Annotated in this window: 20 protein-coding genes; 12 read left to right on the top strand and 8 right to left on the bottom strand. The window is 64.1% G+C overall.

From position 1 onward, the window contains the following. Nucleotides 1-245: 245 nt before the first annotated feature. Nucleotides 246-452, top strand: a complete 207-nt coding sequence (locus MKD49_RS20645) for a KGG domain-containing protein (protein WP_145606995.1) — start codon at nt 246-248, stop codon at nt 450-452. Between the two features lie 89 nt (nt 453-541). Next, nucleotides 542-1033, top strand: coding sequence for a ferritin-like domain-containing protein (locus MKD49_RS20640; RefSeq protein WP_252697232.1), 492 nt, complete (start codon nt 542-544; stop codon nt 1031-1033). A gap of 67 nt (nt 1034-1100) precedes the next feature. Here the strand turns inward: MKD49_RS20640 and MKD49_RS20635 are convergent, their stop codons facing one another. From MKD49_RS20635 to MKD49_RS20625, 3 genes are all read right to left on the bottom strand, one after another. Further along, on the bottom strand, nt 1101-1526 hold the full coding sequence (locus MKD49_RS20635; RefSeq protein WP_121042891.1) for a DUF4399 domain-containing protein: 426 nt from the start codon (nt 1524-1526) through the stop codon (nt 1101-1103). A 141-nt stretch (nt 1527-1667) separates the two neighbouring features. Continuing rightward, nucleotides 1668-2240, bottom strand: coding sequence for a hypothetical protein (locus MKD49_RS20630; RefSeq protein WP_134135554.1), 573 nt, complete (start codon nt 2238-2240; stop codon nt 1668-1670). An 11-nt stretch (nt 2241-2251) separates the two neighbouring features. After that, entirely contained in the window at nt 2252-3214 is a 963-nt protein-coding gene (locus MKD49_RS20625) for a ZIP family metal transporter (RefSeq protein WP_252697231.1), read from the bottom strand. A gap of 360 nt (nt 3215-3574) precedes the next feature. Between MKD49_RS20625 and MKD49_RS20620 the strand changes: the two genes are divergently transcribed. The 3 genes from MKD49_RS20620 (at nt 3575) to MKD49_RS20610 (ending at nt 5535) form a co-directional block, all read left to right on the top strand. Continuing rightward, nucleotides 3575-4477, top strand: a complete 903-nt coding sequence (locus MKD49_RS20620; protein WP_034337736.1) for a manganese catalase family protein — start codon at nt 3575-3577, stop codon at nt 4475-4477. Between the two features lie 94 nt (nt 4478-4571). Beyond that, nucleotides 4572-5084 carry a ferritin-like domain-containing protein gene (locus MKD49_RS20615; RefSeq protein WP_209579973.1) on the top strand — a complete coding sequence of 171 codons (513 nt, stop codon included), beginning with the start codon at nt 4572-4574 and terminating at the stop codon, nt 5082-5084. Between the two features lie 58 nt (nt 5085-5142). Next, nucleotides 5143-5535, top strand: a complete 393-nt coding sequence (locus tag MKD49_RS20610) for a hypothetical protein (RefSeq protein WP_252697230.1) — start codon at nt 5143-5145, stop codon at nt 5533-5535. On the opposite strand, the gene MKD49_RS20605 is transcribed toward MKD49_RS20610, so the two are convergent. Continuing rightward, nucleotides 5508-7478, bottom strand: a complete 1971-nt coding sequence (locus MKD49_RS20605; protein ID WP_209568100.1) for a bifunctional diguanylate cyclase/phosphodiesterase — start codon at nt 7476-7478, stop codon at nt 5508-5510. The two genes, MKD49_RS20610 and MKD49_RS20605, sit on opposite strands and share 28 nt — an antisense overlap. Before the next feature lie 337 nt (nt 7479-7815). Between MKD49_RS20605 and MKD49_RS20600 the strand changes: the two genes are divergently transcribed. Then, nucleotides 7816-10797 (top strand): PAS domain-containing protein, encoded by a 2982-nt coding sequence (locus tag MKD49_RS20600; protein ID WP_252697229.1) that lies wholly within the window; start codon nt 7816-7818, stop codon nt 10795-10797. On the opposite strand, the gene MKD49_RS20595 is transcribed toward MKD49_RS20600, so the two are convergent. Together MKD49_RS20595 and MKD49_RS20590 are read right to left on the bottom strand one after the other, a co-directional pair. Beyond that, nucleotides 10798-11712 carry an IclR family transcriptional regulator gene (locus MKD49_RS20595; protein WP_252697228.1) on the bottom strand — a complete coding sequence of 305 codons (915 nt, stop codon included), beginning with the start codon at nt 11710-11712 and terminating at the stop codon, nt 10798-10800. Next, the gene (locus tag MKD49_RS20590; RefSeq protein ID WP_252697227.1) at nt 11709-12500 is read right to left on the bottom strand and encodes an IclR family transcriptional regulator; all 792 of its coding nucleotides are present in this window, start codon (nt 12498-12500) and stop codon (nt 11709-11711) included. The genes MKD49_RS20595 and MKD49_RS20590 overlap by 4 nt, the downstream gene beginning before the upstream one ends. Nucleotides 12501-12845: 345 nt before the next feature. Here MKD49_RS20590 and MKD49_RS20585 point away from each other — a divergent pair, with 345 nt between their 5' ends. The 4 genes from MKD49_RS20585 (at nt 12846) to MKD49_RS20570 (ending at nt 17291) form a co-directional block, all read left to right on the top strand. Further along, nucleotides 12846-13805, top strand: a complete 960-nt coding sequence (locus MKD49_RS20585) for an MBL fold metallo-hydrolase (protein ID WP_252697296.1) — start codon at nt 12846-12848, stop codon at nt 13803-13805. Nucleotides 13806-13857: 52 nt separating this feature from the next. Then, the gene (locus tag MKD49_RS20580; RefSeq protein ID WP_252697226.1) at nt 13858-15603 is read left to right on the top strand and encodes an FAD-dependent oxidoreductase; all 1746 of its coding nucleotides are present in this window, start codon (nt 13858-13860) and stop codon (nt 15601-15603) included. A 43-nt stretch (nt 15604-15646) separates the two neighbouring features. Beyond that, on the top strand, nt 15647-15874 hold the full coding sequence (locus MKD49_RS20575; RefSeq protein WP_121042872.1) for a DUF2783 domain-containing protein: 228 nt from the start codon (nt 15647-15649) through the stop codon (nt 15872-15874). A 67-nt stretch (nt 15875-15941) separates the two neighbouring features. Then, nucleotides 15942-17291 carry an MFS transporter gene (locus tag MKD49_RS20570; RefSeq protein ID WP_252697225.1) on the top strand — a complete coding sequence of 450 codons (1350 nt, stop codon included), beginning with the start codon at nt 15942-15944 and terminating at the stop codon, nt 17289-17291. A 77-nt stretch (nt 17292-17368) separates the two neighbouring features. On the opposite strand, the gene MKD49_RS20565 is transcribed toward MKD49_RS20570, so the two are convergent. After that, nucleotides 17369-17719, bottom strand: coding sequence for a type II toxin-antitoxin system ChpB family toxin (locus MKD49_RS20565; protein ID WP_252697224.1), 351 nt, complete (start codon nt 17717-17719; stop codon nt 17369-17371). Then, nucleotides 17713-17964: an AbrB/MazE/SpoVT family DNA-binding domain-containing protein gene (locus MKD49_RS20560; protein ID WP_204726104.1), complete on the bottom strand. Its 252-nt coding sequence runs from the start codon at nt 17962-17964 to the stop codon at nt 17713-17715. Before MKD49_RS20560 ends, MKD49_RS20565 begins: the two co-directional genes overlap by 7 nt. A 312-nt stretch (nt 17965-18276) precedes the next feature. Between MKD49_RS20560 and MKD49_RS20555 the strand changes: the two genes are divergently transcribed. Next, complete coding sequence (locus tag MKD49_RS20555; protein ID WP_134224015.1) at nt 18277-20022, top strand: ABC transporter permease subunit; 1746 nt, start codon at nt 18277-18279, stop codon at nt 20020-20022. Nucleotides 20023-20036: 14 nt separating this feature from the next. Continuing rightward, on the top strand, nt 20037-21380 hold the full coding sequence (locus MKD49_RS20550) for a nitrate/sulfonate/bicarbonate ABC transporter ATP-binding protein (RefSeq protein ID WP_121042868.1): 1344 nt from the start codon (nt 20037-20039) through the stop codon (nt 21378-21380). Nucleotides 21381-21422 lie beyond the last annotated feature (42 nt).

The following is a 21422-nucleotide window of genomic DNA, read 5'->3' as shown; positions in this document are numbered from 1 at the left end:
CATTCATCGTTTCGATATATAGGTGCGATACCTCTGCGTTCTCTGCTGCCGTGCTGCGAGCCGCCGCGCCAATGCCAGAGCAAAGGCTCTTCTTCAGTGATGCTGGCAAGACTGACAGCACTCACCGCCCCCTGATCGGGAAAGAGACCGATATCACGTCAAGGGCCGGCTGCCTAAGATGAGGACTCGTAGGGAAGACAAAGCCCTGCGGAATTTCCACCCCTCATGACACAAGGAGATACATCATGGCAAACCAGAACCAAGGCTCGACCAGCAACCGCGGCTTCGCTTCGATGGACGAAAACAAGCAGCGCGAGATCGCCAGCCAGGGCGGCAAAGCCGCCCACGAAAAGGGCACCGCGCACGAGTTCAGCTCTGAAGAAGCGCGTGAAGCCGGCCGCAAGGGCGGCCAGAACAGCCACGGCGGTGGCAATCAAGGCAATAACCGCTAAGCGGTACGTTGCTGAAGGCAGAGGGCCCTGCGGGGCCCTTTTTGCTGCCCTTCCTTCCTCCCCCGATAACCCGTTGCAAGGAGAACCCCATGAGCGTCAAAACCTTGAAAGATCTTTTCATCCATAGCCTGTCCGACGTCTACAGCGCCGAGAAGCAACTCACCCGCGCCCTGCCGCGCCTGGCACGCGCCGCCACCACGCCGGAACTGCGGCAAGCGTTTGAACAACATCTGGAAGAAACCCAAGGCCAGATCGAACGCATCGACCGCCTGGTGGAAACAAGCGAGTTGCGCCTCAAGCGGATCAAGTGCGTGGCCATGGAGGGCCTGGTGGAAGAGGGCCGGGAGCAGATTGATGAAATCGAGAAGGGGCCGGTGCTCGACGCCGCGCTGATTGGTGCTGCCCAGAAGGTGGAGCACTACGAGATCGCCACCTACGGCACGCTATGCGCATTGGCCAAGCAGTTGGGCCTGGATGACGCCGCGCGCCTGCTGGACGAAACCCTGCAGGAAGAAAAGTCTACGGATGAAAAGCTCAGCAAGCTGGCACTGCAAAAGGTCAACCAGCAGCTGGCCGCCTGATCCGGGCACCCGCAACGCTGAGACGGGCCGGTCCTTCCTGAAAGGACCGGCCCGTCGTTCGTTCGGATTACTTGACGGTGATGTTGATCCCGTGCGCCATCATGTGGCCATAGGAGCGGTGCTCGCCGTCGGCGAACTGGGCCGTCAGCTTGTACTTGCCGGGAGGAAGCGACACCATCGTTTCGGTCTGCCCGTCATCAAGGTGGATATGGGTCTCGTCGTGCGGAATGACTTCGCCCTTCCCCACGGCACCGTGATTGATGAGCAGGTGATGATGCCCGGTGCCCTCCACCACCTTGCCCGCCGGCCGGGTCGTCATGGAATGCGCCGCCAGACGAACGCGGAAGGGACTAGTCACGGTCTGCCCGGTCTTGGGTTCGAGGATGCTGAGCGTAGGCTCATCCGCACGGGCGGGTGCGGCCTGCAAGGCCAGCATCAGCAGGCTGCCGCAAGTGGCGGTCAACAGGGTACGTCGGAAAACAGGGTTCAGCATGGTGGGCTCCTGGTGAGATGAAAGAAGAGGAATGACGTGCACATGGCGTGTACATAGCGTGCACATGGCGTGCATATGGCGTGAACAGCGCGTGGAATCGGGTCGCAGCAATCCGGCTGCGCTCATCCTTTGCGAACGTCTTCAGATGGACAAGGGGCTGCGCTCCTCTGGCGGCAGCCGCGCATGCAGCTTGGCCAGCAGGCTGCGCAACTGGGCGCGGTAATCGAGCACCACACTGCGCTCGCAATACGGGCTCCATGCCGGGTCGAGGGCCAGCTCGTCCGGGTCGCCTGCCATGGCGGAGAGCGAACGGCGCGCCGTCGATATGCCCGGCGGCGGCAGCCGTACCTGTGTTGCCTGGCCCAGGCTGTGACGCAGTTCCAGCAAGGTCAGCGCTACGGTGCGGTACTTGCGGGGTGGCTCCAGTTCCACGCCGCAGGCGGCGCAGATCAGCAGCAGCTTGCTCCGGGCGTCCTGCGTGCCATGCGCCTGCCGGCCTTCGTTCCAGCCGGCACCGAACAACAAGGGTCCAGCATGGTTGAGATAGGCTTCCAGGCAGAACGACAGCATCATCAGCACCGACAGATAGACCCAGCGCGAACCGGACTGCTCTTCGCCCGCTTTCCTGATGAGCACTTCGGCACCGCGCCAGAGTTCCACATAGGTGAGTGACCCAGGGGCGAAGTCCGGTTCGGCAACAGTGAGGTCGTTCATGATCGCATTCCTCATGACAAGGCCGTGTCCATCACCATCATCAGCACGAAGCCGATGATGAGGCAGCAGGTCGCCGCCAACGCGTCGCGTCGCCGGTGCGGATCGGGAATCACCTCATGCGCCAGCACGAACAGCATGGCACCGGCCGCCCCACCCAGCGCCCACGGCAGCATCGCTGCCGACAGCGACACCAGCCCCGCACCTGCCACCGCAGCCAGCGGCTCAACCAGTCCGGAGAGGATGCCGCAGCCGATCGCATCGGCGCGGGAATAACCGATCCCGCGCAAGGCAGTGGCCACGATCATGCCTTCCGGGATGTCCTGCAGCGCGATGCCGAAGGTCAGCACCGAGGCCTGCTCGGGTGCCACGCCGCCATACGCCACGCCGACGGCCAATCCTTCAGGCAGGTTGTGCAGCCCGACCGTCAGCACGAACAGCCAGACACGGCGCAAGGCTGCCTGGCGCGCGAGATCATCATGGCCCTGTCCGGCGCGCTGCAAGGCCAGTACCAGCAGCGCACCACACAGTACGCTGGCACCGGCGATGAGACTGGCCATCTGCTTGCCGGTCCCGGCTTCCTGCAGGCTGTGCAGGGCGGGCAGGATGAGCGAGAACACCGAGGCCGCCAGCATCACGCCGGCACCGAATCCGGTGCAGCAATCGGCCATGCGCGGCGAGAACCGACGCGAGAAGAACAGCGGCAGGGTGCCCGCTGCCGTCGCTGCGGCAGCGGCCATGCCGCCGCAATAGGCGCGCCAGATGCGTTCATCCTGCGCGCTCCACCAGCCGATGAGCGCCGCCAGCAGCAGCACGCCGCCGGCCACCATCGGCCAGCTCAAGCGGATCGCGGCAGGCTGCTCGGCCGCCCCTGCAACTTCGCTGGAAGAGGCAGAGGAGGTGGCGGTGGCAGCGGCCGGCTCCAGCGGTGCCAGGTGCGTCAGTGTGGTCACGGAGGGCTCGACTTTCTTGAACATGTTGTCCTTGCTTGCTTGTGTGCTGTGCTTGAGCCTGTCCTCCGTGCGGAATGATGACAGTCACGGAGGAGGATGAAAGTCTCCGAGTCTAGCGACGCTCCGCCGCGGCTTCCATCGGACTAACACTGAATGTCGGACCTGTGGTCGTCCGACGGCGGCCGCTGCCGCGCTAAGGATCTCCGACACGTTTCATCGTTACCGCGCACCGGAAGTTTTCCGCTCCCGCCGATGGTATGGCTGAGCACTCGCCTCCTAGCATGAAGGCTCTGTTGAACGTATCGCTTCAACGCCACGTGGCGAAGCGAATCGCGTCCGGCATCTTTCCCCGTTCAATCCCTCGACCTCAACAAGGAGTCCGACATGTTCGCTCACAACAAGCGCCTGCAATACACGGTACGCGTCGCCGGCCCCAATCCCGGGCTGGCCAATCTGATGCTGGAACAATTCGGCGGCCCGCAAGGCGAACTCGCTGCCGCCTGCCGCTACTTCACCCAGGCCATTGCCGAGGACGATCCCGGCCGCAAGGACATGCTGTTCGACATCGCCACCGAAGAACTGAGCCACCTGGAAGTGATCGGCAACATCGTCGTCATGCTCAACAAGGGAGCCAAGGGCAAGCTGGCCGAAGGCGTGGAAGAAGAAGGCATCCTCTACAAGGAAATCACTGGCGCCGGCAACGACAGCCACATCACGCAAGTGCTCTACGGGGCTGGCGCACCGCTGGTCAATTCGGCCGGCGTCCCGTGGAGTGCGGCCTATATCGACACCATCGGCGAGCCCACCGCCGACCTGCGTTCCAACATCGCCGCCGAGGCACGCGCCAAGATCGTCTACGAGCGGCTCATCAACCTCACCGATGACCCGGGCGTGAAGGAAGCGCTGGGCTTCCTGATGACGCGCGAGATCGCGCACCAGAAATCGTTTGAAAAGGCGCTCTATTCCATCCGCCCCAATTTCCCGCCGGGAAAGCTGCCTGGCGATCCGCGCTTCTCCAAGGTCTACGTCAATCTCTCGCAAGGACTGGGTGAACAGACCGGACCGTGGAATGACGGCAAACAGTGGGAACGCCTGGACGGTGCCGACGCACTGACCCCGGTCGACGGCGGCGATGGCCAGGCCACGGTCGAGCTCAATGCAGAGGAACAGGCCATGCTGGACCAGATGGCGGCGCGTACCGCATCGGCCCAGGATGGTGAGCCGCTGACCGGCGCCGAGATTGGCTCGGCCGATCCAGAGATGAACCTCAAGGCCAAGAAGCCCTGAGCACCCTGATTGCCCTGACCCCGGGCGTATCCACGGTGGTGCCTTGACACCGGCAAGGCACCACCTCGTCACCGAACCTGACAAGGAGAATGCCATGACCACCGACGTCAACGAAAATCTGCTCGCCTGGCTCAAGGATGCCCATGCGATGGAACAGCAGGCCGAGCACATGCTCAAGGCCCAGGCCAGCCGCATCGATCACTATCCCGAACTGAAGGCACGGCTGGAATCGCACCTGCAGGAAACGCTGGGCCAGCAGGCGCTGGTGGAGGGCTGCATCAAGCGGCTCAACGGCAGTGCCTCCGTCTTCAAGGACCTGGCCGGCCGCATGACCGCCTTCGCCCAGGCGGCCGGCGGCATGACCCAGCACGACGAAGTGGTCAAAGGGGCCATTGCCGGTTATGTCTTCGAGAACCTGGAGATCGCCTGCTACACCTCGCTGATTGCCGCTGCACGCGAGGCAGGGGACAGCGAAACCGAACGCGTCTGCGAAGGCATCCTGGAACAGGAAAAATCCATGAGCACCTGGATGTTGAACCACCTGCCCACGGTCACGCACGACTTCCTCGTGCGCTCGGCCACACCGGGCCAGAAGGCCAAGGTGTAGTGCGTCGGATGCGGTCCATCCGCATCCGGAACTGCGACAGTATTGCGAGGAGATTTCGATGACGACGCAGGAACCGACCGTGGCAGCCTTTCCCTTCCCCACGCTGGACAGTGCCCAGCGCGCCTACGACGCCTTGCGCGAACGCGGGTTGACAGTGGAGCAACTGGAATTGCGCGTGATGGATGACGAGGCCGGTCCGTCCAGCGGCAACTTCATCCTGGAATACAAGGAAACCGATGTGCACTTCGACAGCAGCTGGATGGACATGCTGGGCAGCCGCGATGATCCCAACGTGGGAGCGGGCCGGCAAGATGTGTTCTGGTCCTGCGAAGCACTGCTGCTGGTGAGCACGCGCGACCCGCACGTGCTCAATGCCCTGCAGGAAGTCTATGGTGCCAGCAGCACGGCGTTCGATGCCGCGCGTCAGCCGCGCAAGGGCAGGCCGGACTGAAGCACGGCCGTTTGCCGCGACTGCAGCCAGGGTTGGACCTGGTCCGCCGCCAGCGGCACCGCAAACAGGTAGCCCTGTCCATACATCGCCCCCAGGCCGCGCAAGCTCTGCAGATGCGCCGGCGTTTCCACCCCCTCCACCACACAGGCCAGTTGCATGTCATGCGTGAGTGCGAGCAGTGACTTCACGATCTTGTGGCTGACCGCATTGTGCTCAATGTCGGCGACGAAACTCTTGTCGATCTTGATGCGCGTCAGGGGCAAGGCGTGCAGGTGGCTCAGGCTGGCATAGCCGGTGCCGAAGTCATCGAGCGTGATGCCACAGCCCAGCTGACGCAAGGTCGTGACCAACTGGCGCGATTTTTCCAGATCCTGCAGCACCGCCGTCTCCGTGATTTCCAGATCCAGCCGCGCGGGATTGAATCCGGACGAGCTGATGACCTGTACGATCTGCGCCATGCCTTCGCTGGTGTTGATGTCGTTGGCCGAGAGATTGAACGACAGCCGGAGCGAGGGCGGCCAGCTCGCCGCAGCCTGCAGCGCCTTCTTCAGCAGGATCACGCTCAACTGGTTGATGATGCCCATGCGTTCGGCAGCGGGAATGAATTCCATCGGCGCCACGCTGCCCTTGACGGCGCTGTGCCAGCGCGCCAGGGCTTCAAAGGCGATCGGCTGGCAATCATCCAGGCACACGATGGGCTGGAAGAACACCGACAGTTCGCGATCGAAGTCGGCCAGTCGCAGGGCCTGCTCGATGTTGGCATTGCGCTGGATCTGCGCCTTGTCCTGTTCCGAGAACAAGGTGACGGTACCGCGCCGTTCGCGCTTGCCCTGATACAAGGCATAGTCGGCATGCTCATAGAGCGAGCTGGCATCCACCGCCATGTCGGGGAAGGTGGCCACGCCTACCGAGGCAGCAATCTGCACCGTCGCCTTGTAGAGTACGAAAGGCCGGCGCAGCGCGGCGCAGATACGGTCGCCGAATTCGGTGAGAACCTCATTGCTGAGATCGGCATCGATGATGATGGAGAACTCGTCGCCGCCCAGCCGTGCCAGGTGGAAACGCTCGTCCAGGCACACGGCCGTCAATCGCTGCCCCACTTCCACCAGCAACTGGTCGCCATGGGTGTGGCCATACAAGTCATTGACGGCCTTGAAGCCGTCGAGGTCGAGGATGGCCACGGCAAAGCGCTGTCCATTGCCGGTGGCGCGGGTACAGATCTCGTTGAGCTGGGCGAAGAACTTGCGGCGATTGGGAATCTGCGTGAGCGAGTCGAGGTTGGCCAGGCGCAGGTTCTCGTTGCCCAGCAGCGCCGTCTTGACCTGCGCTTCGATGAGCCGCGTGAAGTCGTTGTAGTGACTGTTGACGATGGCCAACATGCCGATGGTCACCAGCACCACGTTCATCGCTGCCGCCACGAAGGTCGGGATATGCGTATTGAGGAAGAAGACCGTGAAGATGCCGTTGACGATCAGCGCCACCGACAGCGCCGCCGAGCGCAGGTACATCAGGCAGAAGATGCAGCAGATGACGGTGATGCCCATGTAGAAGGCCACGTGGGCCTGGGCATAACTGTCGCCGTAGGGAAACAGCATCACCGACCACAGCGAGAAACTGAGCGCAATCGGGGTTGCCAGGAAATTGGTGCGCTTGAGCGCCGCCGCGGCCATGCCGGGCGTCGGGTCGACATGCCGTCCGCGCCACCAGAAGATCAGGCGCGTCACGCACAACACCGTCAGCATGGCCGGAAAGTACAGGCTCAGCCAGTGCGGTGCCAGCGGGTAATAGGTTTGTGCCAGTGCCCAGCTGTTGATCAGCAGGATCAGGTACATCATCGGCATCTTGCCGGAGAACGCACGGTACTGCGCGATCAGCAGCTCGGGCTGATCGTAGCCGACGCGCCAGTAGGCGCGCACCATGCTCATCAATGAAGAAGCAGACATCCTGTGCTCTGTGCCTTTTCTACTTGTATGCCGCAGCCAAAGGAGCCGCAAGGGTCGGCGTCAGCGATGCAACCATTTGTCGTCCGGGCTTCGATTATAGGCGGGAGCGGAACCCGGCAAACTCAGGAAAAGCCTGATGTAACCCCGCTTTCCGGCCGATGAGGCGACTTTGTCACGCATGCCGGAACGCTGCGTTCCGCGTGCACCCATGGGTCAGCACCCAGGAAGAGCGTGATCGCATTTTCGGAGCCAGCGGCCTGCAAGTCAGCCGCTTGTCCTACAGCATCCTCACAAAGGCTCATCTACAATCGGGCGACCACAGAAATCAAGGTCCGCCATGTCCGAGCATTTTTCTCGCGCTGATTCCTTGCCGCCTGCCGCCGGATCAGCCGTTGCCCTCCTCCCCGCCACGCCGCCGGCCCGCTACCCGGCCGCCTATCTTGCGCTCGATGCGCACTGGCGCGTGGTGTATGCGGACGACGCTGCGCGGGCGCTGCTGGGCTCATCGCCGGGGTCGGGCGAAGCGACGGCGGGTGCCGTGCTGTGGCAGGTCTGGCCGGCACTGGCCGGCAGCCTGTTGGAAGAGGCCCTGCGCGCGACCCTGGCCGATGGCCAGAGCCGCCAGTGCCTCTACACCCCCGCCGGGCAGACGCAATCGTATGAGGTGATCTGCACGCCGCAAGCGCAGGGCGTGGCGGTCAGCCTGCGGGCCGGCCGGCGCGAAGCCCAGCAGCTCCAGCAGCAGCGGACTGACCGCAAGCTGCACGAGAGCGAGACACGCTTCCGCCTCATGACCGGCGCGATTCCCCAGATCGTCTGGATCACCAATGACGCAGGCGTGCTGGAATTCATCAATGACCAGTGGCACCAGTACACCGGAGAGGCGCTGCACGAAGGGCTGGCCAGCCTCGACACCATGATCGCGCGCCACATCCATCCCGAGGACCGGGCGGACACCATGGCGGCCTGGCAACACGCACGCAGCGCCGGCCTGGAAGTCGCCATCGAACACCGCATCGCCGATGCCCGCGGGCAATACCGCTGGTTCCTCACGCGCGGCAAACCGCAGCTGGAGGCCGGGAGCGGGCGGATCCTGCACTGGTACGGCACTTCCACCGACATCCATGTGCAGAAGGAAGCCATCGCCGAACTGGCCTGCCTCACGCGTGAGTCCGAACGACGACGGCGCTTCTATGAATCCTTCCTCTCCACCACGCCCGATCTGGCCTATGCGTGGGATCTCAATCACCGTTTCACCTACGCCAACCGCGTCTTGCTGCAGATGTGGGGCAAGACCTGGGATGAAGCCATCGGCAAGAACTGCCTGGAGCTCGGCTACGAGCCCTGGCACGCCGAGATGCACAGCCGCGAGATCGAACAGGTGCGTGCCACCAAGCGCCCGGTGCGGGGCGACGTCCCCTTCAACGGGACCTTCGGCCGCCGCATCTATGACTACATCATCTTCCCCGTGCTCGGGCCTGACGGCGAGGTCGAGGCCGTGGCCGGCACCACCCGCGACGTGACCGAACGCAAGAACAGCGAGGCGCGCCAGCACGCCCTGTTCCGGCTGGCCGAAGCGATTCGCTCGGCCGGCTCCCTGGGCGACATCGCCAGCGCCGCCGCCCAGATCATCGGCGATGCGCTGACCGCACGCTGGGTCAGCTACAAATCGCTGGGGCCTGCGCAGCAGGTCGAGGAACTGGGCCAATGGAGCTTCCATCAGGACGACAGCGCCGTCGCCGCCCTGGCCTTGCATGACGAGAGACGCGTCGCGCAGACCGTGCGCAGCGGCAGCGTGATGCTGGTCGCTGACGTCGGCACTGATGCGCGCACCGCCACGCTGCGGCAGGAGCATCTGGCCTGCGGAGTGGTGTCGTACATGGACGTGCCGCTGCTCGACCACCAAAAACTGGTCGGCATCGTTCATGTCAGCAGCAATCTGCCGCGTACCTGGACCGACAACGAGCTGGCCATCGTGCGCGAGGTCAGCGAACAGACCCGCGCCGCCTTCGAACGCATCCGCAACCAGCAGGCGCTGGCGGCCAGCGAAGCGCGCCTGCGCGAAATCAACGAATCGCTGGAAGCGGAGGTCAGCGCCCGTACCAAAGAATTGATGGCTACCGAGGAGGCGCTGCGCCACTCGCAGAAGATCGAAGCCATCGGCCAGTTGACCGGCGGACTCGCGCATGACTTCAACAACCTGCTCGGCGGCATCACCGGCAGCCTCGACCTGATGCGCGTACGCCTGGTACAGGGACGCGGCGACGAGCTGTTCCGCTACATCGACCTGGCCGCGCGCAGCGCGCAACGGGCCGCCTCGCTCACGCAGCGGCTGCTGGCCTTTGCGCGGCGGCAGACGCTGGATCCGCGTCCCACCAACGTCAACGCCCTGATCGGCGGCATGGAAGAACTGATCCGCCGCACCATCGGCCCGGCCATCACGCTGGAGGTGGTCACGGCCGTTTCCCTGTGGCCGACCTTCGTCGATGGTCCGCAACTGGAAAGCGCGCTGCTCAACCTGTGCATCAATGCCCGTGATGCCATGCCCGACGGTGGACGCCTGACCATCGAGACCGCCAACAAGTGGCTGGATGACAAATGGGCGCAGGAGCGCGATTTGCCGGCGGGCCAGTACGTCTGCGTCTCGGTGACCGATAACGGCAGCGGCATGCCGCCGGATGTGCTGGCGCGCGCCTTCGATCCCTTCTTCACCACCAAGCCGATCGGTGAAGGCACCGGCCTGGGCCTGTCGATGGTCTATGGCTTCGCGCGCCAGTCCGGTGGCCAGGTGCGCCTCTATTCGGAAGTCGGACAAGGCAGCACGGTCTCGATCTACCTGCCCCGCCACCAGCAGAATGCGGACACCGAGGAAGCCGAACCGGCCCTGGCCCCGGCGGCCGCCGGCAGTGGCGAAGTGGTGCTGGTGGTGGACGACGAAGCCCCGATCCGCCTGCTGGTGGCCGAGGTGCTCAACGAGGCCGGCTACGTCACCCTGCAGGCGGAGGATGGCCCGTCGGCGCTGCGCATCCTGCACTCGGCGGCGCGCATCGACCTGCTCATCACCGATGTCGGCCTGCCGGGCGGACTCAATGGCCGCCAGGTGGCCGATGCAGCGCGGGCGGCACGGCCCGGATTGCAGGTGCTCTTCATCACCGGCTATGCGGAAAACGCCGCCGTCGGCAATGGCCACCTGCCCGCCGGCATGCAGTTGATGACCAAGCCGTTCAAGATGGACATGCTGGCGCGGAGGGTGCAGGACATCCTGGAAAGCCGCACCAAGGCCGAGCAATTAAAAAGCGATATAAATAATTATGAATGATTAATCGTTGCGATCGCTCTGGCCGTTCCCATCGTTCTCATCGTTCTCACCGCCCTGACCGCTCGCCTGCGGCGATGCTTGTGCAAACGCACCCAAGCGCCACGATACGTTATGCGCCGCCGCCCGCAGCAGGCGTGCCACCACGCCGTCGGCTGCGGTATCGAAACTGCCGCTGCTGCCCATGACGGCCATCACCAGCGCCAGTTGTCCGGCGTGATTGAAAACCGGCGCGGCCAGCGTATGGATGCCCGGCACCGGGCGGCCCAGTGCCTGGTCCAGGGACAGTGTGCGAATCTGCCGCAGGCGCTCGGCGTAGTCATGCCGCAGGCTGCCGTCTGGATGGCTGACGCTGTCGGGCTGGGCCCCTTCCATGCGGATCGGGTCCATCGCCAGCGCACCGGCCAGCATGTCCGGCGGCAAGTGCGCCGCGCACACGCGCCCGATGGCGGTGTGCACCATCGACAGCACCGTACCGATGCGCAGGCTCACATGCTGCGGCCGTGACGATTCCTCCAGCCGCACCACCGTCGGCCCCAGCGGACCAAACACCGCCAGCGCGACTGACAGGCCGGTGGCCTGCACCAGGGTAGCCACTTCGGCCTCGGCTTCGCGCAAGGGCGAGAGGCGCTGCAGCGCCGCCAATCCGAGGTCGAGCGCCAATGCCCCGGGAAAGAAATTGCCCTGCGCGTCGCGCGCCAGCATGCCGATCTTCTGCAGGCTCACCAGATGCGGAAAGGCCTTGGCCGCCGGCATCCCGGCCAGGCGGGCCAGATCGCCCAGCGGCAGCGGACGAGCGGCTTGCAGCAAGGCATCGAGCAAGGCACCGGTGCTGTCGAGCGACTGGATGCCACGCTGGCTGCGGGTGCCGTCCTGATCGTTGTCCTCCGGTTCGGCTGCGGAACGGGTGCGCTTCATGCCGCCTCCTCTGCGGCTGCCGAAGCCTCGGCCAGCGTGGCCGCGATGGCATCGATGCAGAGCCGCAACTGGCGCGCCACCGTGCCGCGCCAGCCGGCATCGATCACGCCGCTGGAACCGATCACGGTGACCAGCAGCAGCAACTGCTGCTGTCCATCCAGCAAGGGCATGCACAGACTGGTCACGCCCGGACTGGGCAGGTCGACGGCGCGCTCCATGCCCCGCTTGCGGATGCCATCGAGTTCTTCCTGAAATTGCCTGAAGCGGCTCTTCGGCTGGCCCGGATGCTGCACTTCCCACAGCGCGTGCCAGTGCGCGGGCGCAACGAAGGCGCAATAGGTGCGTCCGGTGGCGGTTTCCGACAGGGCCATGACGGTTCCCACATGCAGGTTCACATGCAGCGGTTTGCCGGCATGGGCGTAATGCACGATGGTCGGGCCGGCCGGGGTAGGCAGCGTGATGGCCACGCTCAGGCCAGTCTCCTGGCTCAGCTGCTGCACCTGCGGCAAGGCCAGCCGATAGGCCGGCTCCTGCGCCAGCCGCGCCATGCCCAGGCGCAGGGCCAGCGGGCCGGGTTCGTAGTGGCCATCGCCGGGGGTGCGCTTGATCAGGCCCAGCCGCAGCAGGCTCACCAGATAGGTATGGGCTTGTGCCGAGGACAGCTCGGCGGCAGCTGCCAGCGCCACCAGCGGCAAGGGCTGGCGCGCTGCTGCCAGCGCCTGCAGCAGACGCCCGGCCACTTCCACGCTCTGGATGCCACGTTGTGTCTTGATGGGGGATGCACTCATCCGATGTTTCCAGGTTGACGATTTGCAATGCGGCCAATGTGGCACAACGGTCACGCCAGCGCGCTTCCTGCCCCATGGCACGGGAGCCTGGATTTTAATCCAACTCACGTGCAGCGCAGCACAAACAAGCCTTGGTGCAGAAAACGTCAATTAATCTTCAACAAGCATATTTGCCATTGACTAATCAAATGGCGCTGACTAAGATGCCATCACCCTGCTCACCACAGGCAACAACAACAAGATTTGACCTGCATTGATCCATGACGGGTTGGACGGAGACCTCCCTTGATGGCGCAAGCCATGTCCAGCCACGTCTCCAACCCATCGACACTGAACGAGGCAGACATGGCCAAGGCTTTTGCATCCCAGGCGGATCTCGACGCCAAGAAGATCACCTTTGAACGCATCTCGGAAAACGCCTACGCGTACACCGCCGAGGGCGATCCCAACTCCGGCGTCATCATCGGCGACGACAGCGTGATGGTCATCGACACCACCGCCACCCCCGCCATGGCGCAGGATCTGATCGCACGCATCCGCAGCATCACCGACCTGCCCATCAAGTACGTGGTGCTGACGCATTACCACGCCGTGCGCGTGCTGGGGGCCTCGGCCTACTTCAAGGAAGGCGGCGAGCAGGTCATCGCCAGCCGCGGCACCTACGAGATGATCGTCGAGCGCGGCGAGGCCGACATGAAGTCCGAGATCGAACGCTTCCCGCGCCTGTTCGCGGGTGTAGAAACGGTGCCGGGCCTGACCTGGCCGACCATGGTCTTCGAGAAGGAAATGACGATCTTCATGGGCAGCCTCGAGGTGAAGATCGCCCATCTCGGGCCGGGCCACACCAAGGGCGACACGGTGGTGTGGATCCCCGGCCAGAAGGTGCTGTTCTCGGGCGACCTGGTGGAATACGACGCCGCCTGCTACTGCGGCGACGCCCAGCTCGAACCTTGGCCAGCCACGCTCGATGCGCTGGCCGCGCTGCAACCCGAAGCCCTGGTGCCGGGCCGCGGACCGGCGCTGCGAGGGCGCGAACAGGTGGCGCAGGGCATCGCCTACACCAAGGATTTCGTGTCCACGCTGCTGCGTGCCGGGCGCGAAGCGGTGGCCGGGAAGATGGGCCTGAAGGAAGCCATGGCCCACACGCGCCAGCTGATGGATCCCAAATTCGGGCAAGTCTTCATCTATGAGCACTGCCTGCCCTTCGATGTCACGCGCGCCTATGACGAGGCGTCCGGCATCAGCCATCCGCGCATCTGGACTGCCGAACGCGACAAGGAAATGTGGGCCGCACTGCAGGCCTGACCCGATTTGCCCGCGCCAGAACACAGAAGAGAAAGGACAGCGAGGAGACACCATGCATTCCACCCCAGCCATCGATTACCAGCAGCAACGTTTCATGTACCAGCCCTGCCTCGAACAAACCCGTCCCGCCGATGCGGCCTTGCATCCGGTGGTGGTGATCGGGGCCGGTCCGGTCGGGCTGGTGACCGCCATCGACCTGGCCCGCCAAGGTATCCGCGTGGTGCTGGTGGACGATGACGACAGCCTCTCCACCGGCTCGCGCGCGATCTGCTTTGCCAAGCGTACGCTGGACATCTTTGACCGCATCGGCTGCGGCCAGCGCATGGTGGACAAGGGGGTGGGATGGAACCGGGGCAAGGTCTTCCTGCGCGAGGAGGCCATCTACGAGTTCGATCTCTTGCCCGAATGCGGCCATGCGCGCCCGGCCTTCATCAATCTGCAGCAGTACTACGTGGAAGGCTATCTGCTGGAGCAGGCGCGGCAGCACAGCCTGATCGAGCTGCGCTGGAAGAGCCGGGTCAGCGCCATTGCCCATCATGCCGATCACGAGGCGCTGACGGTGGAGACTCCCGAAGGCAGCTATCTGCTCAAGGCGCGCTACGTGGTGGCAGCCGATGGCTCGCGCAGTCCGCTGCGCAAGATGATGGGGCTGGAGAGCGTGGGCCATACCTTCCGCGACCGCTTCCTGATCGCCGACGTCAAGATGGCGGCCCCCTTCCCGGCCGAACGCTGGTTCTGGTTCGATCCGCCCTTCCATCCCAACCAGTCGGTGCTGCTGCATCGCCAGCCCGATGATGTCTGGCGCATCGATTTCCAGCTGGGATGGGATGCCGATCCGGTGCTGGAGAGAACGCCCGAACGCGTGATCCCGCGCGTGCAGGCGCTGCTGGGCAAGGACGCTCAGTTCACCCTGGAATGGGTGAGCGTCTACACCTTCTCCTGCGTGCGCATGGACCGCTTCCGCCATGGCCGGGTGCTGTTCGTGGGCGATGCCGCGCATTGCGTCTCGCCGTTCGGCGCGCGCGGTGCCAACAGCGGCATACAGGATGCCGAGAACCTGGCCTGGAAGCTGGCCTTCGTCCTGCAGGGCAAGGCCCCCGACAGCCTGCTGGACAGCTATGCCAGCGAGCGAGAATTCGCCGCCGACGAAAACCTGCTCAACTCCACCCGCTCCACTGACTTCATCACGCCCAAGAGTGCGGTCAGCCGCTGCTTCCGCGATGCCGTACTGGCGCTGGCGCGCGAGCATGCCTTCGCGCGCAGGCTGGTCAACAGCGGACGCCTCTCGTTGCCGGCCACGCTGCACGGTTCGTCCCTGAGCAGCGCCGACAGCGCGCCTTTCCACGGCGCGATGCAAGCCGGCGCCCCTTGCACTGATGCGCCGGTGCTGACCGACACCATACCCGGCTGGCTGCTGCCGCATCTGGGCGACCAGTTCGTGGCGATGATCTTTGCCCCGCCGGCCTCCCTCTCTGCCGCGCTGCTGCCGGCGCTGGTGCGGCTGACCGAAGGCAGCCTGCCGCTGCGCCTGCTGTTCGTCAGCGGCGCACAGGCGAGTGCGGAAGACCACACCGTGCTCTCGGCACTGGGAGACGGTGCCGTGCAGGTACAGGACATCGAGGGCCTGGTGGCACAACGCTATGACGGCCAGCCGCACACCTGCTACCTGATCCGCCCCGACCAGCACGTCTGTGCACGCTGGCGCACGGTCGATGCGGCGGCGCTGGCGCAGGCCCTGCAGCGCGCCACCGGCCACGAGCCCGCTGCGCAGCCGGCCACGGTGCTGGACGCGGCCTGATCCCTTTGCATGACCTGACAACACTTTCAACAAGGAGACGAGCATGAGCCTCAATACCGCCCCCAACCTGACGCGTCCGGACGACTTCTATGAAGCCCTGATCGAGATGCATCGCGGCCTGGACGACGCCACCAGCCAGGACGTCAATGCCCGCCTGATCCTGCTGCTGGCCAATCACATCGGCGGCCACGAGGTGCTGATCGAAGCCATGCAGCGCGCGCGTGCCGGGGTGGACCCGGCAGCATCGGCTGCGCTGGCCGAAGCAGCCTGAGCGACCCACCTCTTTCATCGACATCCACAAGAGCACCGCCACAGGTGCCTGTTCAACGGAGACTTTCATGATGACCCCATCCCCGGGTGCCGGCACGCTGGCCGCCCCTTCCGCACTCAAGCTGAGCGTGGCGGCCGAAGACGCGATCTATCGCAAGGTCTGGCTGCGCATCATTCCCTTTCTTTTCATCTGCTATGTGGTCTCCTTCCTGGACCGCATCAACATCGGCTTCGCCCAGTTGCAGATGAAGCAGGACCTTGGCTTCAGCGACGCCATGTATGGCCTCGGCGCGGCGGTGTTCTATGTCGGCTACGTGCTGTGCGAGGTGCCCAGCAACATGCTGCTGGCCCGCTTCGGCGCACGCCGCACCTTTTCGCGCATCATGGTGCTGTGGGGCCTGGCGTCGGTGGGCATGATGGCCGTCAGCGACGCGACGCATTTCTACGTCTTGCGCTTCCTGCTCGGCGTATTCGAGGCAGGATTCTTCCCCGGCATCGTGCTGTATCTCAGCTACTGGTTCCCGGCACGCCGCCGCGCGGCGGTGATGGCGATCTTCTTTGCCGGGGTGGCGGTAGCGGGTGTGTTGGGCGGACTGGTCTCGGGCTGGATCATGCGTGACATGGCGGGCGTGATGGGCCTCTATGGCTGGCAGTGGATGTTTGCCATCGAGGGCGCACCGGCGGTGGTGCTGGGGGTGCTGGTGATCTTCCTGCTGGCCGACGGACCGGCGCAGGCCACCTGGCTCACGCCGGAAGAACGCAGCTTCCTGCAGAACCGCCAGAGCCAGGATGCGCTGCGCACGCATCACGTGAGCGCCCACTCGCTGACGGCGCTCAAGCAGGCGCTGTCGCATCGGCCCACCTACCTGTTCGCCTTCATCTACTTTGCGCTGACCTGCGGCTCGCTCACGCTGAACTTCTGGATGCCGCTGATGATCCGCGACTTCGGCATCAAGGATGTGGTGCAGGTCTCGCTCTACACCGTCATTCCCAATGCCATCGGTGCTATCGGCCTGATCCTGATCGCGCGCCGCTCGGATCGCCGCAATGAACGTCACGGCCACTTCCTGGTATGTACCACCGGCGGTGCGCTGGCACTGGCGGCGCTGACTCTGCATCCGTCGAGCTTTGCGGTGTCGCTGGGGCTGCTGTCGGTGGCGGCGGTCCTGATCTTTGCGGCCCTGCCGATCTTCTGGTCGCTGCCGCCGGGCTTGCTGCCGTCCCAGACCATCGCGCCCGGCATCGCCTTCATCTCCAGCGTGGGCATCACCAGCGGCATCGTCAGTCCCTGGCTGATCGGCCTGGTCAAGACGCGGACCGGCAATATCGATATCGCGCTGTATATCCTGGCGGGATTGCTGTTGCTCAGCGGCTTGACGATGTGGACGATGATCCCGCGAAAATCTGATAAACACTGAATTCAACGGCACCTACAGCCAGCGGCATGGAACTGAAGATGGAAGCGGCTCAAGCAAAAGCAAGAACCGCTTCCACCTCAGTCAAGTATTGCCTGCAGCCGTGCCAGCGCATCGTCGATGACGAAATCTGGAGCGGTTTCCACTTTCTTTGCGCCACGCGCCTCCAGATCCAGCATGCGAATCTGGTTGACCAGCGCAGCGCCCTGAGTCCTGGTCGCAGCTCCGCTCAAGGTGACGGCAAAACCAGCGTGACGCGCAAAATCTCCTCCCTGAGTAATCGGAGCAATCAGTACCGTTCCCATGACGTTGAATACTGAGGTCGACAACACCAGAGCCGGTCGATGCTCACCTCTCTGCTCCCTCCCCTCAGTCGGCTCAAGGTTGACGACCACGATATCGCCGCGGTCAAACTTGACGCGCCTTACCATTTTTCCCGTCCCACTGGCTTCAACTTACGCCAAGCGCCCATGTCTTCGGGTTCGGCCGCATCCAGATCGCATTGAGCTACGAGCTCTTCCAGCGCATAGACGTGCCGCTTGGGCTTGAGCAACGCACCCTCTGGACGGATATCAACGGTCAGCTTGTCACCGAGCTTTACGTTCAGCAGGCTCAGGAATTCAGTCGACAGCCGAACAGCGGCGCTGTTGCCCCATTTCTGAATCGATAGTTCCATAATTTCTCTCCATGATGTAGATACATTGTATAAACCTCCCATTTCAAGTCAATGACCACGTATATACAAAGTATCTACTTTGCAACAACCTGATCGTGGTTCTTTACACGAATCCGGACCTCGATGACATGCTGGTCAAGAAACTGTCAGAATTCCTTGATACAGTGACGCGCCGGTCCCGGGGGCTGACGGATCGGTCATGAATGGATCGCGCACGACCGGTCTCGGCGCGCCTGACCATGCCTTGCCAAGCCAACACCGCCACAACCGCACTTACCGCCAACACCGCCATCCAGCCTCGCCGCCATGACAATGAAGACCACCTCGCCGCAACTGACGGCCTATGAAGAAGTCAAGCCTGGCTTCGGCTGGATCGATGCGCTGGTGCTGGCGGTGCTGTTCGGCCTGCTGTGGAGCGCCCTGCACTTCGGCAAGGGCATGCTGGTGCACTTCGATCCGTCCGACCAGCTGGAGGTCGACAGCTCGCCCGCCATGATCCCCTATTACGCCGGCCGCACGCTGCTGCGCATGTGGATCGCCTTCGCGTTTTCGTTATTCTTCGCCATCGGCACCGGCTACCTGGCCGCCAAGAGCCGCCGCGCGCGCGCCTTGATCCTGCCGGCACTGGACATCCTGCAATCGGTGCCGGTGCTGGGCTTCCTCTCGGCCACCGTGGCCGGCTTCATGGCACTGTTCCCGGGCAGCCTGATGGGCGTGGAATGCGCGGCCATCTTCGCCATCTTCACCGGCCAGGTGTGGAACATGGCCTTCGGCTTCTATCACTCCATGGTCACCATCCCGACCGACATGCAGGAAGCCGCTTCCACCTACCGACTCACCGCGTGGCAACGCTTCCGCACGGTCGAGCTGCCGGCTTCGGCGCACAGCCTGATCTGGAACTCGATGATGTCCTTCGGCGGCGGCTGGTTCTTCGTGGCGCAGAGCGAAGCCATCAGCGTCATGAACAAGGACCTGAAGCTGCCCGGCCTCGGTTCCTACATGGCCCAGGCCATCGACCAGGGCGACCATACGGCGGCACTGTGGGCGGTCATCGCCATGCTGGCGCTGATCCTGGTGAGCGACCAGCTGGTCTGGCGGCCGCTGCTGGCCTGGGCCGACAAGTTCAAGATCGAACTGACCGAATCGACCTCGCCGCCGACTTCGTGGGTGTATGACCTGCTGCGCGGCTCCTACGTCTTTACCTGGCTTGATGAAAAACTGTGGCTGCCGCTGGGCGACTGGCTGGCGCGCCGTCGTCCGGCCACCTCGGCCGCGCCCACGCCGGCCCGCATCACCCGCGAGCGCTGGACCAAGCGCGTCATCACCGGCGTGATCTGCGGCCTGCTGATCTTTGAAGCGCTGCGCGGGCTGGTGGCCGCCATCGATGCCCTGCACGGCGCCATGAGCTGGAGCCTGTTCGGCCACATCGTCTGGCTGGGTTTCCTGACCATGCTGCGGGTGCTGGCCATGACCGTGATTGCCACCCTGATCTGGACCCCGGTGGGCGTGTGGATCGGCTCCAAGCCGCACATCGCCCGCTTCGCCCAGCCGCTGGCGCAGATCGGCGCGTCCTTCCCGGTCAACATGACCTTCCCGCTGGTGGTGGGCTGGTTCGTGGCCGCCAACGTCAGCATGAACTGGGGCAGCATCCTGTTGATCGCCATGGGCACGCAGTGGTACATCCTCTTCAACGTGATCGCCGGTGCCATGGCCATTCCCAATGACCTGAAGGAAGCCGCCCGCATGTATGGCCTCTCGCGCTGGAATTTGTGGAAGACCCTGATCCTGCCGGCCATCTTCCCGTTCTGGGTGACCGGTGCCTGTACCGCCGCCGGTGGCGCATGGAATGCCTCCATCGTGGCCGAGCTGGCCAGCTGGGGCGATGTCTCGCTCAAGGCCGATGGCCTGGGTGCTTATATTTCGGCAGTCACCAAATCCGGTGACACGCCCCTCATCATCGCCAGCATCGGCGTGATGTCGATGTTCGTCGTGTTGATGAACAAGTTTGTCTGGCGTCGCCTGTATGCCTTCGCCGAACGCCGTTTCCGCCTCGATTGACCTTGAGCCACGCCATGACCATGACTTCTCCGCAACAACGTCCCGCCGTCGCTGAACTGTGCGCCGTCAGCAAATCCTACAACACCGCCGGCGGCCACGAGCTCAAGGTGCTGGACAACATCGACCTGGCCGTCCACGAAGGCGAACTGCTGGCCCTGCTGGGCCAGTCCGGCTCGGGCAAGTCCACCATCCTGCGCTGCCTGACCGGCCTGGTCGAACCCAGCTCGGGCCACACCATGGCCGCCGGCAAGCCGCTCTATGGCGTCAATCGCGATGCCTCGGTGGTGTTCCAGACCTTCGCGCTCTACCCATGGCTGACGGTGGAACAGAACGTGGCCGTGGGCCTGATGTCGCACAACCCGACCCGCGAGGAACGTGATGCGGCAGTGGACCGCGCCATCGAACTGATCGGCCTGGGCAACTACCACAGCGCCTATCCGCGTGAGCTCTCGGGCGGCATGCGCCAGCGCGTGGGCATTGCGCGCGCGCTGGTGTCCAAGCCCAAACTGCTGTGCCTGGACGAAGCATTCAGTGCCTTGGACGTGCTGACCGCAGAGAACCTGCGCCAGGAATTGATCAGCCTGTGGCGTGCCCCGGACAGCGGCCTGACCTCCATCTTCATGGTCACCCACAACATCGAGGAAGCGGTGGAAATGGCCACCCGCATCGTGGTGGTGTTCCCGCGTCCGGGCCGCCTGGGCCTGGTGCTGGAGAATCCGCTGCCCTATCCGCGCGACTCCAAGAGCCCGGAATTCCAGCGCCTGGTCAACATCATCCACGAAGCCATCACCACGCTCTCCCTGCCCGACCTGCCGCCGGAAGTGCACGTGCCGGGCGAGCCGATCTCGCGCGGACGCAAGCGCATGGAATCCATCCCGCTGATCCCGGTGGGCCAGATCCTGGGCCTGATGAGCTTGCTGCACGACGAGCCGGAACTGAACAACATCTACGACATCTCGGACGAGATCGGCAAGGAATTCGGCGAGACCATCGGCACCGTGAAGGCCGCCGAAATCCTGGAACTGGTGGATACGCCCAAGCAGGAGGTCTACCTGACCGACCTCGGCCGCCGCTTCGTGGCCGCCGACCGCAAGGGCCAGCGCGCCATCTTCGCCGAGCAGGTCTACAAGCTGCGTCTGTTCCACATCATCCTGGCGGTGCTGGGCGAAGCGGAAGAAATCGAGGCCGAGCGCGTCTTGAAGGACATCGGCAGCGCCCTGCCCTACGACAATCCCGAAAAGACTTTCGAGACCATGATCGCCTGGGGCCGCTATGCCGGTCTCATGGATTACAACGCCAAGACCGGCATGGTCTTCGTCCCCAAGGACGAAGACGAGGAAGACGGCGGCCAGGGCTGAGGCTCGCTGGGCCGGCAAGCGCCGGCCTGCAGCTGCTTCGCG

This window comes from Herbaspirillum sp. WGmk3, assembly GCF_023952535.1.
Taxonomy (GTDB): domain Bacteria; phylum Pseudomonadota; class Gammaproteobacteria; order Burkholderiales; family Burkholderiaceae_D; genus Herbaspirillum; species Herbaspirillum huttiense.
The sequence above is the reverse complement of the archived record's forward strand: the minus strand, read 5'-3'. Positions and strand labels throughout refer to the sequence as shown.